Source organism: Limimaricola litoreus (assembly GCF_024159025.1).
Classification (GTDB): Bacteria; Pseudomonadota; Alphaproteobacteria; order Rhodobacterales; family Rhodobacteraceae; genus Limimaricola; species Limimaricola litoreus.
The window spans coordinates 1-14,002 of record NZ_JAMYXC010000271.1 but is presented as its reverse complement, the minus strand read 5'-3'; the positions used below and the strand labels follow the sequence as shown (position 1 = coordinate 14,002).

Sequence of the window (14,002 nt, the reverse complement as noted above, 5' to 3'; positions counted from 1 at the left end):
CGAGGGCGAGCGGGTCGGCTCCTTTGGCGCAGATGCGCCAGAGCCGGCCCGTAAAGGGGCGGACATGCGCCGCCCCCAGCGTCACTTGGCGTCGGCGGTCTCGGGCGCGCCGTAGCCCAGCGGCAGCGTCTCGTCCTTGGAATGGCCCGCGACCTCGGCCGCATTGCCGTGCTCGGCAAGGAACTTCTCCGCATCCAGCGCCGCCATGCAGCCCATGCCCGCGCTGGTCACCGCCTGGCGGTAGATGTGATCGGTCAGGTCGCCTGCGGCAAAGACGCCGGGGATCGAGGTGCGGGTGGTGCCCGGCTCGACCTTCACGTAGCCGCCGTGATGGGTCTCGAGCTGGTCCTTGACCAGCTCCGAGGCGGGCGCGTGGCCGATGGCGATGAACACGCCCTTGGCCGGGATCTCGGTGATCTCGCCGGTCTGCACGTGGCGGGCGCGCACGCCGGTGACGCCCTTGGGAGTGTCGTCGCCCACGACCTCCTCGATCTCGTGGTGCCACAGCGTCTCGACCTTGGGATGCTCGAACAGGCGCTTTTGCAGCACCATCTCGGCGCGCAGCTCGTCGCGACGGTGGATCAGCGTGACCTTGGAGGCGAAGTTGGTCAGAAACAGAGCCTCTTCGACCGCGGTGTTGCCGCCGCCGACCACGACGATCTCCTGGCCGCGATAGAAAAAGCCGTCGCAGGTCGCGCAGGCCGAGACGCCGAAGCCCTTGAAGACCTCTTCGCTTTCCATGCCGAGCCACTTGGCGCGCGCGCCGGTGGCGAGGATCACCGCCTCGGCCACGTATTCGGTGCCGCTGTCGCCCTTGGCGACGAAGGGGCGCTTCGACAGGTCGAGATCGGTGATGATGTCGGTGATCACCTCGGCGCCCATCTCGCGGGCATGGCCCTCCATCCGCACCATCAGGTCGGGGCCCTGCACGGTCGCATCGCCGGGCCAGTTCTCTACATCGGTGGTGGTGGTGAGCTGGCCGCCCGGCTCGAGTCCCTGCACGAGGATCGGCTCGAGCATCGCGCGGCTGGCATAGACCGCGGCGGTATAGCCCGCCGGCCCCGAACCGATGATGAGAACCCTGGTGTCGCGGCGCGTGGTCATGGGACATCCCCTTGCAAGCCTGAAGTCGGCTGCATATAGCCACTGTCCCTGTCGGTGCAAACCCCCGGTGGGCGCGGTGCGAAAGCGCCGCGGCAGCAACGTCACGGGCCAGGTCACAATGTTGCGCATGTTCGCAATATTCTTGCTCTTGCGGTGCAAAGTGCCTAGGTCGGACGCAACATTCACGGAGACGATGATGCCCGGGGCGAAACTCGACGAGATCGACAGGATGATCCTGGCCGAGCTGCAGGCCGATGGTCGGATGACCAATGTGGAGCTGGCGCGCCGCGTCGGCATTTCCGCGCCGCCCTGCCTGCGGCGGGTGCGCACGCTCGAGGAGCAGGGCTACATCCGTGGCTACCATGCCGACGTGGACCCGCGCGAGCTTGGGTTCGACGTGTCCGTCTTCGTCATGGTGCGGCTGGTGAGCCAGTCGGAGGCCGAGCTGTCGGCCTTCGAGGCGCGTTGCGGCGGCTGGCCGCTCGTGCGCGAGTGCCACATGCTCAACGGCGAGGTGGATTTCATCCTCAAATGCGTGGCGCCCGACCTGCGCAGCTTCCAGTCCTTCCTGACCAGCGAGCTGACGGCCGCGCCCAACGTGGCGAGCGTCAAGACATCGCTGGTCATCCGCAACGCCAAGGCCGAGCCGGGCGTGCCCTTCGACGTGCTGGAAGCGCGGCTGGCGCGCAAGGCCTGAGCGGCAGATCCGCTCAGGCGACCATGTCGAGCTCGGCGAGCCGCACCCGCGGCAGGGCGGGCGGGCCGAAATCCTCGATCCGCTCCAAATGTGGAAAGCACGACAGGAACAATCCGCGCTGCTCCGGCGCGAGCCGGGCGAGCCGCGTCGGGCAGGGGTGGTAGCTCGCGATCTCGACGCCATTGGCGAGCAGGCGTTCGTGACGCTCGAAGCCGAGATGGTACACGGCCACGGCAGAGGGCGGCGTCAGCTCGGCCACGCCCATGCCGTCGATGAGATCGCGGGCGGGGAGCGCGGCGGCGCGGTGCCCGGTGAGCCGCTCGATCGCGGCGCCGTGGCGGACCAGCTGCGCCATGGGGCCGAGCACGAGGTCATGCATCGGTCGGGCGATGCCCAGCGCATCGGCCGAAATGCGCGTCAGCCGCCCCATCTCGGGGGTCTGGCCCTCCACCCCCGCCACCAACGTCGTCGCGCCGCGCCACAGCAACGTGCGAAAGCCCCGGTCGACGGTCTTGACCCGGTCGCCGGGAAGCAGGTCCTCGACCGCGACAAGGCCACGCTCGGTCGGGATCTGCGCGCCGCGGGCAAAGGCGGCGACGGCTTCCTCGAAGATCGGAAGCGCCGGCACCCGACGCGCCGTCTCGACGATGTCGCCGGGGCGGTTCGGGCAGAGCGTGAGGATTTCGATGCGCCGCATCAGGCCGTGAAACGGCCTCGGAGATGTCTCTTCGACGAGCGTGGGAAGCGTCGCGCCGGCGCGTGCCGAGACGGTCTGGGGCAGCAGGGGCATGGCCATGCGATCACCTTTCGGTCGTCACATCGGCTGTCGGCCCCCACCGACAACACCCGAAGATGATGGATTACAGATGCCAAGATGGAGTTGCGGAGAGCGAGTGTCAAAGCATTGATCCGAAACGATCCGTTTCAGCGGGGCGGCGGAACGCCTCGCGCTGAAGGCTCAAAGGCGGATTGCCGCGATCAGCCGTCCGTAATCCGCCTCGCGCGCATGGGTGGCGCGACGATAGCTGAAGAAACGCCCGGGGTCCGAATAGGTGCAATGCCGCGTCCATTCGGCCGAGGCGATCCCGGCCGCGCGCAGGCGGGCGAGGCCGAAGCCAGGCAGGTCGAACAGCAGCCGGTCGCCTTTGCCTTGCGCGAAATGCCGCGCCGCCTCGGGGTCCTCGGCCATGAAGGCATCGAGCAGCTCCGGGCCGACCTCGTAGCAGCGCTGGCTGATGGAAGGGCCGATCACCGCCCGGATCCGGCCGCGTTCGGCACCCTGCGCCACCATGACATCGATCGTCGCCTCGAGCACGCCCGCCAGCGCGCCCTTCCACCCGGCATGGGCCGCGCCGATCACCTGCGCCTCGCGGTCGGCGAAGAGCACGGGCTGGCAGTCGGCGGTGAGGATGGTGAGCGCGAGGCCGGGCGTGGCGGTGACCAGCGCGTCGGCGCGCGGCTTGTCGGCAAGGGGGGCGTCGACGGTGACGACATCGGCCGAATGGACCTGGTGCAGGCCGAGCAGCGCCTCGGGCGCGACGCTCATGGCCTGCGCGACCTTGCCGCGGTTGATGCGCACCGCCTCGTGCTGGTCCGAGCTGCCCGGCCCGCAGTTGAGCCCGGCGAAGACGCCCGAGGAGGCCCCGCCCGCGCGGCCGAAGAAGCCATGGCACAGCGGCGCGAGGCTGTCGGAGGTTATGATGTCGAGCGGTGTGGCTGCGTTCACGTCTCGGTTCCGGGTGGCGGCGGCAGGTTGCACGGATGAAGTGCGGCTACCTTGAACAGGTCGCCCATTTCCGCCGGGTGGGTCAAGCGCCGATGCGCACAGACATGGGCATCGCGTGCCGCGCCCTCCAGCCGCGCGGCCAGCGCCTGCGCTCGCGCGGTGATGCCGAGCCGTTCGAGAAACACGCCCTGCGGCACCGGCCCGGCGCAGGCGGCAGGAGCGGCGGCGCGGGCGAGGGCGGCGAAATCCACATGCGCCGTCAGGTCGGCCTGCCCCGGCGTATCCAGGGGGCCGACCTTCTCGTGGCCGCGCACCGCCTGGAAGCTGTCTCCCGTCGCCCCGCGCCCACCGTAATCAATGATCAGCGCCGCACCGCCATTGGCGGCGATGCGCGCGCCGATTTCGCCCACCAGCGCGGGCAGGGCGGGGGAGGTCTCGACCATGTCGCCATCGACCGTGTCTTCCAGCCGGTGCTCGAGTTCGGCCAGCGGCACGGGTGCGGTCAGGCCGAAGACCAGCGCCTCGCCCTCGCGCCCCACCACCCGCTCGCGCCAGCCCGTGCCCTCGCGGACGAACTGGCGGATCGGCAGCGCGTCGAAGAACTCGTTGGCCACGAGAAAGAGCGGCAGATCGCCGGGGATCTGATCGAGACGGTCGTGCCACGTGGCCCGTGGCAGGCGCTCGGCCTGCGCGGCGCGCAAGGCGGGAGAGGCTTCGATCAGGTGCAGGCGCAGCGCATCGTGGAACCCGGGCACCCGGGCGGTGGCGCGCAGCATGTCGGCCATCAGCGTGCCGCGCCCCGGCCCCGGCTCGGCGAGCACGAAGGGGGCGGGCGCGCCCTGGTCGAGCCAGGCCTGCGCCAGCGCAAGGCCCATCAACTCGCCGAACATCTGGCTGATCTCGGGGGCGGTGGTGAAATCGCCCTGCGCGCCGAGCGGGTCGCGGGTGGTGTAATAGCCGTGCTTGGGGTGCAGCAGGCATTCGGTCATGTATTCGGCGATGCTGATCGGCCCGGTGGCCGCGATGCGCCGCAGCAGGATCTCCTTCAGCGCGGTCATGCCGGGGCCATGCGGCGGCGGCGGGCATGGGCGATCACGGCGATCCCGGCGAGGATCATCGGCAGCGACAGGATCTGCCCCATGGTCAGACCCCAGCCGTCGACATGCAACGCGAGGCCGAGCGGATTGCCGGGGCTGACGAACTGTGCGTCGGGCTGGCGGACGAACTCCACGAGAAAGCGCCCGATCCCGTAGACGAGAAAGAAGGCGCCCGAGAGCAGCCAAGGCCGCTTCAGCGCGCCCCAACGGAAGGCCATCAGCACGAACAGCACCAGAAGGAACAGCCCCTCGATCCCCGCCTCGTAGAGCTGCGAGGGGTGGCGCGCGCATAGCCCCACCACGCCCGCGCAGTCCTGCGCGGCGGCGCCGGGAAAGATCACGCCCCAGGGCAGGTCGGTCGGTCGGCCCCAGAGCTCGCCATTGATGAAATTGGCCAGCCGCCCGAGCAGGATCGCGGGGGGCGTGGCGAGCGCGATGGTGTCGGCCACGCCCCCCAGAGGCAGCTTGTGGCGGCGCGCGAAGATCACGATCGCGAGGATCACGCCGATGAAGCCGCCGTGGAACGACATGCCGCCCTGCCACAGGAAGGGGATCTCCCACGGGTGCGACAGGTAGTAGCCCGGCTGGTAGATCAGCGTATAGCCCAGCCGCCCGCCGCCGATGATGCCGAGGATGATCCAGCTCAGCAGGTTCTCGAGCTCGGGCGGGGTCATGGCCGGACGATCGCGCGGCCACAGGCCGGGGCGCTTCAGCGCCGCGACGGAGATCCGCCAGCCCGCGATGATGCCGACGATATAGGCCAGCGCGTACCAGCGCAGCGCGAATTCGAACCCGCCGAGCGAGATCGAGAAGATCTCGGGCGAGATCTCGGGGAAGGGGATGCCATTCATGGCGCGATACCTGCGGCGGCGCCCGGCGGATTGTCAATCCACGGCCCCGCGCGGCGGGCGGAGCCTCGCCTTGTCGTGACCGCCCCGACCGCCCATATAGGGTCCAGCCCGAAACAGCGGAGACCCGCCATGCAATCGAAAAACAAGATCTTCGACGACCTGTCGCAGCTGATGACCAACGCGATGGGCGTGGCGCAGGGTGCGAAGGACGAGGCCAACAACGCCATGAAGTCGATGCTCGACCGCTGGCTCGCGGAGCGCGATTTCGTGACGCGCGAGGAGTTCGACGCGGTGCGCGCCATGGCCCAGAAGGCGCGCGAGGAGAACGAAGCCCTGAAGGCGCGGATCGCGGCGCTGGAGACCAAGACGTCGAACTGAGGCCGGTGTCCTCGGCGGATGTGAAAGGGGCGGCCCCGCGGGCCGCCCCTTCGCGTGTCAGGCTTCGAAGCCTTCGAGATAGGCGCTCAGAATGTCGCGCGCGGCTTCGAGATCGCCGCGGTCGACCATCTCGGTCACGGTGTGGATGTAGCGGGTGCCCACCACGATGCCGACGGCGCGCGCGCCTGCCGCCGCCTGCTGTGCTGCGGCCCCGTCCTGCCCGCCCGCGGCCAGAAGCGTGCGCTGGCAGGGAATGCCCCGTTCTTTTGCCAGCTTCTCGATATCCACCACGAGATCGCGGTCGGAGATGAAGCTGCCGTCGCGCACGTGCAGGCCGAAGCCGTCGCCCTGCTTGGTGGTGCGGTCCTTTTCGGGCACACCGGGCGTGTCGCAGGCCAGCGTCGTGTCGACGCCAATGCCGATGTCGGGGCGCACCTTGTAGGCGGCCGTCTTCGCGCCGCGCAGCCCGACTTCCTCTTGAGTGGTGAAGACCACGTGGATCTCGGCGCCGCGGCCCTTGTCGGCGAGCTGGCGGATCGCCTCGATGCCAAGCCAGCAGGCGACGCGGTTGTCGAGCGCCTTGGAGACGAGCTTGTCGCCCATCTCGAGGAAAGGCTCGTCCATCACCACCATGTCGCCGATCCTGACCTTCTCGGCGGCCGCCTTGCCGAGACCTGTGTCGACGAAAAACTCGCCCACGTCGGGCACCTTCTTGCGATCCTCGGGCTTGGAGATGTGCAAGGGCTTGCCGCCGGGGTTCATCACCCCCTTGAGATCGCCCTCATCGGTGCAGATGAGAACACGGCGCGAGAACAGGTTGCGCGGGTCGAAGCCACCGACGGGCTGCAGCCACAAAAAGCCCTTCTCATCGATATGGCTGACGAGAAAGCCGATCTCGTCCATGTGGCACAGCAGCATGATCTTGGGCGCGCCCTCGGTCGCGGCGTCGCGCCGGCAGTGCAGGCTGCCCATAGGGTCGGTTTCCACATGGTCGAACAGCCCGCCGATCTCGGCGGCGATGAGGTCGCGCACCCGGTGTTCGTGGCCCGGCACGCCGGGGGTTTCGCACAGGCGCTTGAGTAGGTCGGTGTTCATGAGGCTCTCCGCTTTTGGCGCGAAGGCTGGCCCGGCGCGCGGGCAAGTGCAATGGCCCCGCGACGGCAACTGCGGGACCGAAGAACGCGATCAGCCGATTCGGTTATCCACAGGAAATGTCAGAGGTGATTCCCGAATCGAACGAATCGGGGCAATTATCCCCAAGAAACGGCTTTACAGCGACTCGGACAAGACTCACCATATACACCCGGGACAAGCGAGACGGAAGCACCTCCGTCACCATGGCCCGGGCGGATGCGCCGCACCCGTCACCCGCAAGCGAAAGAGGCCGTTCATGGCATTGTCAGAGTCCTATCTCGACGACGAGATCCACCCGATCGACCTGGTCGAGCAGGTCGCGGACCTGCACGAATGGGCGGTCGAGCGGGTCGCCGAGGACCAGATCGCCATGACGCTCAAAGGCCAGTGGCGCGACTATGCGGTAACGCTCGCCTGGCAGCCCGCCGACGAGACGTTGCGCCTGGCCTGCATGTTCGAGATGGAGCCGCCCGAACCGCGCATGCCGCAGATCCTCGATCTGATCAACCGTATCAACGATTGCTGCTGGGCCGGCGGGTTCAGCTGGTGGGGCGATCAGGGGATGATGGCCTACCGCTACGGGCTGGTCCTCTCGGGCGGGCAGATCGCGGGTTCCGAGCAGGTCGACACGATGATCCATGCCGCCTTCAACGCCTGCGAGCGGTTCTACCCGGCGTTCCAGCTGGTCTCCTGGGCGCATCGGGCCCCGGAGGCGGCGATGCAGATCGCCATTGCCGAGGCCTACGGGCGGGCCTGAGCCCTTAGAACCACTGGCCGGGCTCCATAAGCCCCAGTTCCAGAAGCTGCCGGGCGCGCCATTCGAAGGGCGTGGCTCCGGCCCAGTCGAAGCTGGCGATCACGTCGCGCGAGGCGGGGTTGCGACGCAGCGCCTTGGCGGCGCGAAACGAGCAGATGGCCGCCGTGGGCGAACGGTGCCAGGGGCATTGCAGCTCGTTGTACGCGGCGCGGTCGAAACGGTGGTCCTCGCCGAGCGTGAGCCCCCGGGCCGCGCGAAACAGCGCCACCCGCACGATCTGGCGTCGCTCTGGCGGCACGTGCTCCTCGAAGCGCCAGCGCAGCCCGCCGAAGATGTCCAGCTGCCGGTCGAGCGAGCGGCCCTGCGCATCGCGCCGCCCGTGGGCGAAGTAGCCCAGCCGGTCGAAATGCGCCTCGTCGCGCGATAGCCCGTCGGGATGGAGGGTCAAATCCCTGACATAGAGATCGACGGTGACGCAAGAGGCCGTGTCGCGCCGTTCCTCTGCGAGAAAGGCGCAGAACTCGGTGATGCCGCGATCCTCGCTGAAGGGGAAATACAGGTATTCCGCGTTGTAGCAGTAGTACAGCCATTGCCCCGCCGGGACGGCCCCGATCACGGTGTTGACGATGTCGGACCCGGCGGAGGGCGTGCGGGTCTCGGCGCGGACCCAGTCGAGCCGGGGGTCTGACAGCGCGGGGCGGGGCAGGTCGGGCGGGGCGAAGGCGGCCACCCGCGCGAAGCCCAGCGCGAGATGGTGGCGCAGCGTGGTCTCGATCTCGGCCGCGTCCTCGACCACGATGAGCGCCATCGGCCCGGAGGTGGCGGCGGTCCGGCCGGCGCCCGGCGCCCTTTTGCGCCCGAAAACGCGGCGCTCGGCACGCAGGGCCGCGAGGAAATGCTCAAGGCTGTCGTGGATCATCGCGCCTCCTTGTCGGCCCGGGCCCTTGGCCCCCGGCCGCCCAAAGGCATTGCCCAGCGGGCCGCGCATTGCAAGAGCGGTGCCTTTGGCCTAGACCACGCGCCTGATCACGCAAAGGGATGGCGGTGATGACCCAGGCGCCCAAGAAGCTCTTCATCAAGACCTACGGCTGTCAGATGAACGTCTATGACAGCGAGCGGATGGCCGAGGCGCTGGGCGCGTCGGGCTATGTCACCACCCAGACGGCGGACGACGCCGACATGGTGCTGCTCAACACCTGCCACATCCGTGAGAAGGCGGCCGAGAAGGTCTATTCCGATCTCGGGCGCCTGCGGCCCCTGAAGGATGCCAAGCCCGATCTGAAGATCGGCGTGGCCGGTTGCGTGGCCCAGGCCGAGGGCGAGGAGATCCTCAACCGGATGCCGCTCGTCGACCTGGTGGTCGGCCCGCAGAGCTACCATCGCCTGCCCGCCATGGAGCGCGCGGTGGGGCAGGGCAACCGTGCCGTCGACACCGATTTTCCCGAGGACGACAAGTTCGAGGCGCTGAAATCGCGCCCCAAGGCCAAGCGCGGGCCGACGGCTTTCCTGACCGTGCAGGAGGGCTGCGACAAGTTCTGCGCCTTCTGCGTCGTGCCCTACACGCGCGGGGCCGAGGTCAGCCGTCCGGCCGAGCGGATCGTCACGGAGGCGCGCGGGCTGGTGGAGGCGGGCGTGCGCGAGATCACGCTTCTGGGCCAGAACGTCAATGCTTGGCACGGCGATCTGAACGGGGCCGAGGGTGGCCTCGCGGCGCTGGTGGGCCAGCTTGCGCAGATCGACGGGCTGGAGCGCATCCGCTACACCACATCGCATCCCAACGACATGGACGAGGCGCTGATCGCGGCGCATGGGCATGAGGCCAAGCTGATGCCCTATCTGCACCTGCCGGTGCAGTCGGGCTCGGATCGCATCCTCAAGGCGATGAACCGCAAGCATACCGCCGAGCAGTATCTCCGGCTGATCGAGCGGATCCGCGCGGCGCGGCCCGACATCCTGCTGACCTCGGATTTCATCGTCGGCTTCCCCGGCGAGACCGATGAGGATTTCGAGGCGACGATGGATCTGGTGCGCGAGGTCCGCTACGGCTCGGCCTTCTCGTTCAAGTATTCGCCCCGCCCCGGCACGCCTGCCGCCGAGCGCAAGGTGCAGGTGCCGCCCGAGGCGATGGACGCGCGGCTGCAGCGGCTTCAGGCGCTTTTGGGCGAGCAGCAGCGCGCGGCTCAGGAGGCCATGGTCGGCCGCGAGACCACCGTATTGTTCGAAAAACCCGGTCGCATGGCCGGCCAGATGGTCGGCAAGTCCGAGCATCTCTTCGCGGTGCATGCGCAGGCGCCCGAGACGATGCGCGGCGAGATCGCGCGCGTGCGGATCACCGCCTCGGGGCCGAACTCGCTCTCGGGCGTTCTGACCGGCTGATCCGTCGGCCCGACGCGGCCGAGGGATTCTGGCGAAGTTCGGCGAAAGTCGGGCAAAGCTGCGTCGCGTGGTCGCCCGGGGCCATGTTCTTGACGTCAGCGTGACAACAATCGGGAGTATGAGGCGCCACTGTATCGGTCCGGCTCGGCAAAATCTTGCCAAGGCCTTCCCATGGCCATGATCGGCATTAACACTGTGACGATCAGGCTCGCCCTTTTGCCGACGGCGAGCAATTTTGCCGACGGTATCGAAAAGGATCAGTACAAGTGGCTTCATTCATCAAGGCGAAGTTGCGCGCCGCGGCCGGGGGGATCGTGGCGGTCGGGCTGGCGCTGGGAGCATTGGGCGCGCCGGCGTTCGCACAAGACACCCGCACCGTCCCCGCAGAGCGCTACAACCCCGGCATCTGGATCGATCCCGATGGCTGCGAACATTGGGCGATGGACGACGGGGCTGAGGGCTTCATGGGGCCGCGCCGGATGCGCGATGGCCGCCCGGTCTGTCACCGATCCGAGATCTGCGGCGTCGTGCCCACCGACACGCTCTTTGCCACTGATCGCTACCACATCTCCGCCGCCGGCCGCGAGCGGCTGCGCCGGTTCTTCAGCGAGGCCAATGCCTTCGGCTTCCTGATCTACGGGCACACCGACAGCCGCGCCAGCGACGAATACAACATCACCTTGTCCAACAACCGCGCTCGCGCCGTGGCGCAGGTCGCGCAGGGGATGGGGGCGCGCGTGGTCGACGTGCGCGGTTTCGGCGAACGCCAGCCCAAGGCCTCGAACGCGACGGCGGCGGGCATGCAGCTCAACCGCCGCGTCGAAATCTACTGCCTGCGCTGAGGAGCGAGATCATGACTGTCCTGAAAAGCTTCGCGATCCTCGGCCTCATCGGCTCGGCCGCGGCCTGCACGCCGGTCGGTGCCGACAAGTCGTTCGACCGCGGCATCAACGCGCATGACGTCTCGACCATGGTGGCCGGGATCTGGGTCGACCCCGACGGCTGCGACCACTGGATCATCGACGACGGCGTCGAAGGCTATCTGAGCGAGCGGCTGACGCCGGACGGGCTGCCGGTCTGCTCGGGCGTGGCCCAGCCCAATGCGGCGGTGGGGCCGTTCAAGTCGGGCTCGCCGATCCCGGACCTGCTCTAGGCCGATCGCATGATGAGACGCAGGGGGGCTGTGCCGCAAGGCGCGGCCCTTTCGCGTCCCGGCCGGCGCAACCGAGGCGTGGCTGATGCGTTTTGCAGGGCGATCCGTCGGCAGCCGCTTGCGCGCGCGCCCGCGAATTGCGACCATTGCCTTGCTGCATAGGCGCCATTCGGCATGAGGAGTCCTGCTTGTCCATCGCCACCCCGACCGAGACAGTCCTCGAGTTTCCCAACAATTTCCTGTTGATAGATCTTTGCGGCGAACATGATCGCCATATTGCGGCCATCGAGGAGCGTCTCGGCGTGCAGATTCTGCGCCGCGGCAACAGGCTCTCGGTGATCGGCGACGAAGACTCCGTGTCGGATGCGGCCCGGGTGCTGCAGGCGCTCTATGCGCGGCTCGAAGCGGGCCGCGCGGTCGAGCCGGGCGACGTGGACCGCGAGCTGCGCATGGGCGCGATCGAGACGCAGCCCGCGGCCAGCACCGACCAGATCGACCTGTTCAAGTCCGACCCCGCAGCCGAGCGTCTAGAGATCAAGACCCGCCGCAAGCTCGTCGAGCCGCGCACCGAGGCGCAGAAGGACTACGTGCGCGCGCTGTTCGACAACGAGCTGTGCTTCGGCATCGGCCCCGCCGGCACCGGCAAGACCTATCTTGCCGTTGCGGTGGGCGTGTCGATGTTCCTGCAAGGCCATGTCGACAAGATCATCCTGAGCCGTCCCGCGGTCGAGGCGGGCGAGAAGCTCGGCTATCTGCCCGGCGACATGAAGGAGAAGGTCGACCCCTACATGCAGCCGCTCTACGACGCGCTGAACGATTTCCTGCCGGGCAAGCAGGCCGCCAAGATGATGGAGGAGAAGGTGATCGAAATCGCGCCCCTGGCCTTCATGCGCGGCCGCACGCTCTCCCGGGCCTTCGTGGTGCTCGACGAGGCGCAGAACGCGACGACGATGCAGATGAAGATGTTCCTCACCCGTCTGGGCGAGGGCAGCCGCATGGTGGTGACCGGTGACCGCAGCCAGGTCGACCTGCCGCGCGGCGTCACCTCGGGGCTGCACGATGCCGAGCGGCTCCTGAAGAACATCCCCAAGATCAGCTTCAGCTACTTCACCTCCCGCGACGTGGTGCGCCACCCGCTGGTCGCGGCGATCATCGACGCCTACGAAGCCGATGGCGCAGCGTAGGCCCGCCCGGCCACCGCTGGTCGATTGCCTGATCGAGGATCATCGCTGGGAGAAGGTCGGTCTTGAGGCCCTGGCCGAGGCCGCCTGCGCGGCGGCGCTCGAGGGGCTCGGGCTCGACCCGGCGGCGTTCGAGATCAGTCTGCTGGGCTGCTCTGACGCGCGGATCGCCGATCTCAACGCCGATTTCCGCGGCAAGCCCAAGCCCACCAACGTGCTGAGCTGGCCCTCCGAAGAGCGCGGCGCGGCGCGCCCCGGCGACCGGCCCAAAGCCCCCCGGCGCGATCCCATGGGGCCGACCGAGCTGGGCGATATCGCCATCGCATGGGAGACCTGCACGCGCGAGGCGCAGGACGGCGGGCGGACAACCGCCGATCACGTGACGCATCTGCTGGTGCACGGCACCCTGCATTTGCTGGGCTATGACCACGAAACCGACCCGGACGCGGCCTTGATGGAAGGGTCCGAGACGGAAATACTTGGCAAGATGGGGGTCGCGGACCCATATGCCACGGAAGCGACAGCAGCACCGGAAGGAGACGATGGGCGACGCGTTTGATACGGCCGAGGCGGGGACCACCCGCGACGCCGATGGAGATGGCTCCGAGGGGCCAAGTAGCACCACCGCCGAGGACGGCATAGGGCGCGGTTTCTTCAGCCGCATCATCGGGGTTCTCAATCCCCCCGAGACCGAATTGCCGCCGGTCGAGGCTTCTCGCAGCTTTGCGCAGGTGCTGCCCGTTCCGGGCATGCTGAACCTGCGGCGCATGCGCGTGGAGGACGTGATGGTGCCCAAGGCCGATATCACGGCCGTGCCGGTCACCATCCCGCTGGATGAGCTGATCAATGTGTTCCGCGAGAGCGGGCTGACCCGGATTCCGGTGTTCGACGGCACGCTCGACACGCCGATCGGACTGGTGAACCTCAAGGATTTCGCGCTCAAGTACTGCTTCGTGCCCGAGAGGCCCGATTTCAGCCTGCGCGACATGCTGCGGTCGCTGCTTTACGTGCCGCCTTCGATGCCGCTGGGCGTGCTCTTGCAGAAGATGCAGACCGAGCGGATCCACATGGCGCTGGTCATCGACGAATATGGCGGCACCGACGGCCTCGTTACCATCGAGGATCTGATCGAGACCGTGGTGGGCGAGATCGAGGACGAACACGATATCGACGAGGCGCAGAGCTTCCTGCGCGAAAAGCCCGGCGTCTGGCTGGCGCTGGCGCGCACGCCGCTCGAAACCTTCGAGCGAGCGATCGGGCAGGACCTGACCGCGCATGAGGAGATCGACGAGGAAGAGATCGACAGCCTCGGCGGCCTCGTCTCCATGCTGGCGGGCCATGTGCCGGCGCGCGGGGAGGTGATCGAGCATCCGGCCGGGATCGAGTTCGAGGTGGTCGATGCCGATCCGCGCCGGATCAAGCGGCTGCGCATCCGCCTGCCCGAGAGCCGGGACGCCTGAAGCCATGACCGCGAGCCTGCTGCGGGTGCGGCCCGCCGCCTGGCGGCGCGTGGCCCGGCCCTGGCCGCGCGCCGCCTTGGCCGGGCTC

Annotated in this window: 16 protein-coding genes; 9 read left to right on the top strand and 7 right to left on the bottom strand. The window is 68.3% G+C overall.

Translation table 11 applies throughout. The features are described from left to right. Positions 1-81: 81 nt before the first annotated feature. A complete protein-coding gene (trxB, locus tag NHG85_RS16790) occupies positions 82-1,104 on the bottom strand; it encodes a thioredoxin-disulfide reductase (RefSeq protein ID WP_253334552.1) in 1,023 nt (340 codons plus the stop codon). A gap of 196 nt (positions 1,105-1,300) precedes the next feature. On the opposite strand from trxB, the gene NHG85_RS16785 reads away from it, so the two are divergent. Further along, positions 1,301-1,801, top strand: coding sequence for an Lrp/AsnC family transcriptional regulator (locus NHG85_RS16785; RefSeq protein ID WP_253334550.1), 501 nt, complete (start codon positions 1,301-1,303; stop codon positions 1,799-1,801). A gap of 13 nt (positions 1,802-1,814) precedes the next feature. On the opposite strand, the gene NHG85_RS16780 is transcribed toward NHG85_RS16785, so the two are convergent. The 4 genes from NHG85_RS16780 to lgt form a co-directional block, all read right to left on the bottom strand. Next, entirely contained in the window at positions 1,815-2,597 is a 783-nt protein-coding gene (locus tag NHG85_RS16780; RefSeq protein WP_253334548.1) for a Hint domain-containing protein, read from the bottom strand. 162 nt (positions 2,598-2,759) lie between these two features. Beyond that, a complete protein-coding gene (gene pgeF / locus NHG85_RS16775) occupies positions 2,760-3,527 on the bottom strand; it encodes a peptidoglycan editing factor PgeF (RefSeq protein ID WP_253334546.1) in 768 nt (255 codons plus the stop codon). After that, a complete protein-coding gene (locus NHG85_RS16770; protein WP_253334544.1) occupies positions 3,524-4,585 on the bottom strand; it encodes a class I SAM-dependent methyltransferase in 1,062 nt (353 codons plus the stop codon). The genes pgeF and NHG85_RS16770 overlap by 4 nt, the downstream gene beginning before the upstream one ends. Further along, the gene (gene lgt / locus NHG85_RS16765) at positions 4,582-5,475 is read right to left on the bottom strand and encodes a prolipoprotein diacylglyceryl transferase (RefSeq protein WP_253334542.1); all 894 of its coding nucleotides are present in this window, start codon (positions 5,473-5,475) and stop codon (positions 4,582-4,584) included. The genes NHG85_RS16770 and lgt overlap by 4 nt, the downstream gene beginning before the upstream one ends. Positions 5,476-5,604: 129 nt before the next feature. Here lgt and NHG85_RS16760 point away from each other — a divergent pair, with 129 nt between their 5' ends. Beyond that, positions 5,605-5,853, top strand: coding sequence for an accessory factor UbiK family protein (locus NHG85_RS16760; RefSeq protein WP_253334540.1), 249 nt, complete (start codon positions 5,605-5,607; stop codon positions 5,851-5,853). A gap of 57 nt (positions 5,854-5,910) precedes the next feature. Here NHG85_RS16760 and NHG85_RS16755 read toward each other — a convergent pair whose 3' ends face one another. Then, positions 5,911-6,948, bottom strand: a complete 1,038-nt coding sequence (locus tag NHG85_RS16755) for a M42 family metallopeptidase (RefSeq protein WP_253334534.1) — start codon at positions 6,946-6,948, stop codon at positions 5,911-5,913. Between the two features lie 295 nt (positions 6,949-7,243). On the opposite strand from NHG85_RS16755, the gene NHG85_RS16750 reads away from it, so the two are divergent. Continuing rightward, the gene (locus tag NHG85_RS16750) at positions 7,244-7,744 is read left to right on the top strand and encodes a type III secretion system chaperone family protein (RefSeq protein WP_253334532.1); all 501 of its coding nucleotides are present in this window, start codon (positions 7,244-7,246) and stop codon (positions 7,742-7,744) included. Between the two features lie 4 nt (positions 7,745-7,748). On the opposite strand, the gene NHG85_RS16745 is transcribed toward NHG85_RS16750, so the two are convergent. Further along, positions 7,749-8,663: a hypothetical protein gene (locus tag NHG85_RS16745; RefSeq protein WP_253334530.1), complete on the bottom strand. Its 915-nt coding sequence runs from the start codon at positions 8,661-8,663 to the stop codon at positions 7,749-7,751. Between the two features lie 128 nt (positions 8,664-8,791). Between NHG85_RS16745 and miaB the strand changes: the two genes are divergently transcribed. The 6 genes from miaB to NHG85_RS16715 all read left to right on the top strand — a co-directional run bounded on the left by miaB (position 8,792) and on the right by NHG85_RS16715 (position 13,914). Then, a complete protein-coding gene (miaB, locus tag NHG85_RS16740; protein ID WP_253334528.1) occupies positions 8,792-10,120 on the top strand; it encodes a tRNA (N6-isopentenyl adenosine(37)-C2)-methylthiotransferase MiaB in 1,329 nt (442 codons plus the stop codon). Between the two features lie 266 nt (positions 10,121-10,386). Continuing rightward, complete coding sequence (locus NHG85_RS16735; RefSeq protein ID WP_253334526.1) at positions 10,387-10,962, top strand: OmpA family protein; 576 nt, start codon at positions 10,387-10,389, stop codon at positions 10,960-10,962. 11 nt (positions 10,963-10,973) lie between these two features. Continuing rightward, on the top strand, positions 10,974-11,273 hold the full coding sequence (locus tag NHG85_RS16730) for a hypothetical protein (RefSeq protein WP_253334524.1): 300 nt from the start codon (positions 10,974-10,976) through the stop codon (positions 11,271-11,273). 188 nt (positions 11,274-11,461) lie between these two features. Beyond that, entirely contained in the window at positions 11,462-12,457 is a 996-nt protein-coding gene (locus NHG85_RS16725) for a PhoH family protein (protein ID WP_256500507.1), read from the top strand. Then, positions 12,444-13,013: an rRNA maturation RNase YbeY gene (ybeY, locus tag NHG85_RS16720; RefSeq protein ID WP_253334522.1), complete on the top strand. Its 570-nt coding sequence runs from the start codon at positions 12,444-12,446 to the stop codon at positions 13,011-13,013. The genes NHG85_RS16725 and ybeY overlap by 14 nt, the downstream gene beginning before the upstream one ends. Then, positions 12,997-13,914: a CBS domain-containing protein gene (locus tag NHG85_RS16715; protein WP_253334516.1), complete on the top strand. Its 918-nt coding sequence runs from the start codon at positions 12,997-12,999 to the stop codon at positions 13,912-13,914. Before ybeY ends, NHG85_RS16715 begins: the two co-directional genes overlap by 17 nt. Positions 13,915-14,002: the final 88 nt, after the last annotated feature.

What these genes read in the sequence shown, in the direction of transcription:
- trxB (WP_253334552.1), bottom strand. Translation starts at nt 1,104, where the DNA reads ATGACCACGCGCCGCGACACCAGGGTTCTCATCATCGGTTCGGGGCCG.
- NHG85_RS16785 (WP_253334550.1), top strand. Translation starts at nt 1,301, where the DNA reads ATGCCCGGGGCGAAACTCGACGAGATCGACAGGATGATCCTGGCCGAG.
- NHG85_RS16780 (WP_253334548.1), bottom strand. Translation starts at nt 2,597, where the DNA reads ATGGCCATGCCCCTGCTGCCCCAGACCGTCTCGGCACGCGCCGGCGCG.
- NHG85_RS16770 (WP_253334544.1), bottom strand. Translation starts at nt 4,585, where the DNA reads ATGACCGCGCTGAAGGAGATCCTGCTGCGGCGCATCGCGGCCACCGGG.
- lgt (WP_253334542.1), bottom strand. Translation starts at nt 5,475, where the DNA reads ATGAATGGCATCCCCTTCCCCGAGATCTCGCCCGAGATCTTCTCGATC.
- NHG85_RS16760 (WP_253334540.1), top strand. Translation starts at nt 5,605, where the DNA reads ATGCAATCGAAAAACAAGATCTTCGACGACCTGTCGCAGCTGATGACC.
- NHG85_RS16755 (WP_253334534.1), bottom strand. Translation starts at nt 6,948, where the DNA reads ATGAACACCGACCTACTCAAGCGCCTGTGCGAAACCCCCGGCGTGCCG.
- NHG85_RS16750 (WP_253334532.1), top strand. Translation starts at nt 7,244, where the DNA reads ATGGCATTGTCAGAGTCCTATCTCGACGACGAGATCCACCCGATCGAC.
- NHG85_RS16745 (WP_253334530.1), bottom strand. Translation starts at nt 8,663, where the DNA reads ATGATCCACGACAGCCTTGAGCATTTCCTCGCGGCCCTGCGTGCCGAG.
- miaB (WP_253334528.1), top strand. Translation starts at nt 8,792, where the DNA reads ATGACCCAGGCGCCCAAGAAGCTCTTCATCAAGACCTACGGCTGTCAG.
- NHG85_RS16730 (WP_253334524.1), top strand. Translation starts at nt 10,974, where the DNA reads ATGACTGTCCTGAAAAGCTTCGCGATCCTCGGCCTCATCGGCTCGGCC.
- ybeY (WP_253334522.1), top strand. Translation starts at nt 12,444, where the DNA reads ATGGCGCAGCGTAGGCCCGCCCGGCCACCGCTGGTCGATTGCCTGATC.
- NHG85_RS16715 (WP_253334516.1), top strand. Translation starts at nt 12,997, where the DNA reads ATGGGCGACGCGTTTGATACGGCCGAGGCGGGGACCACCCGCGACGCC.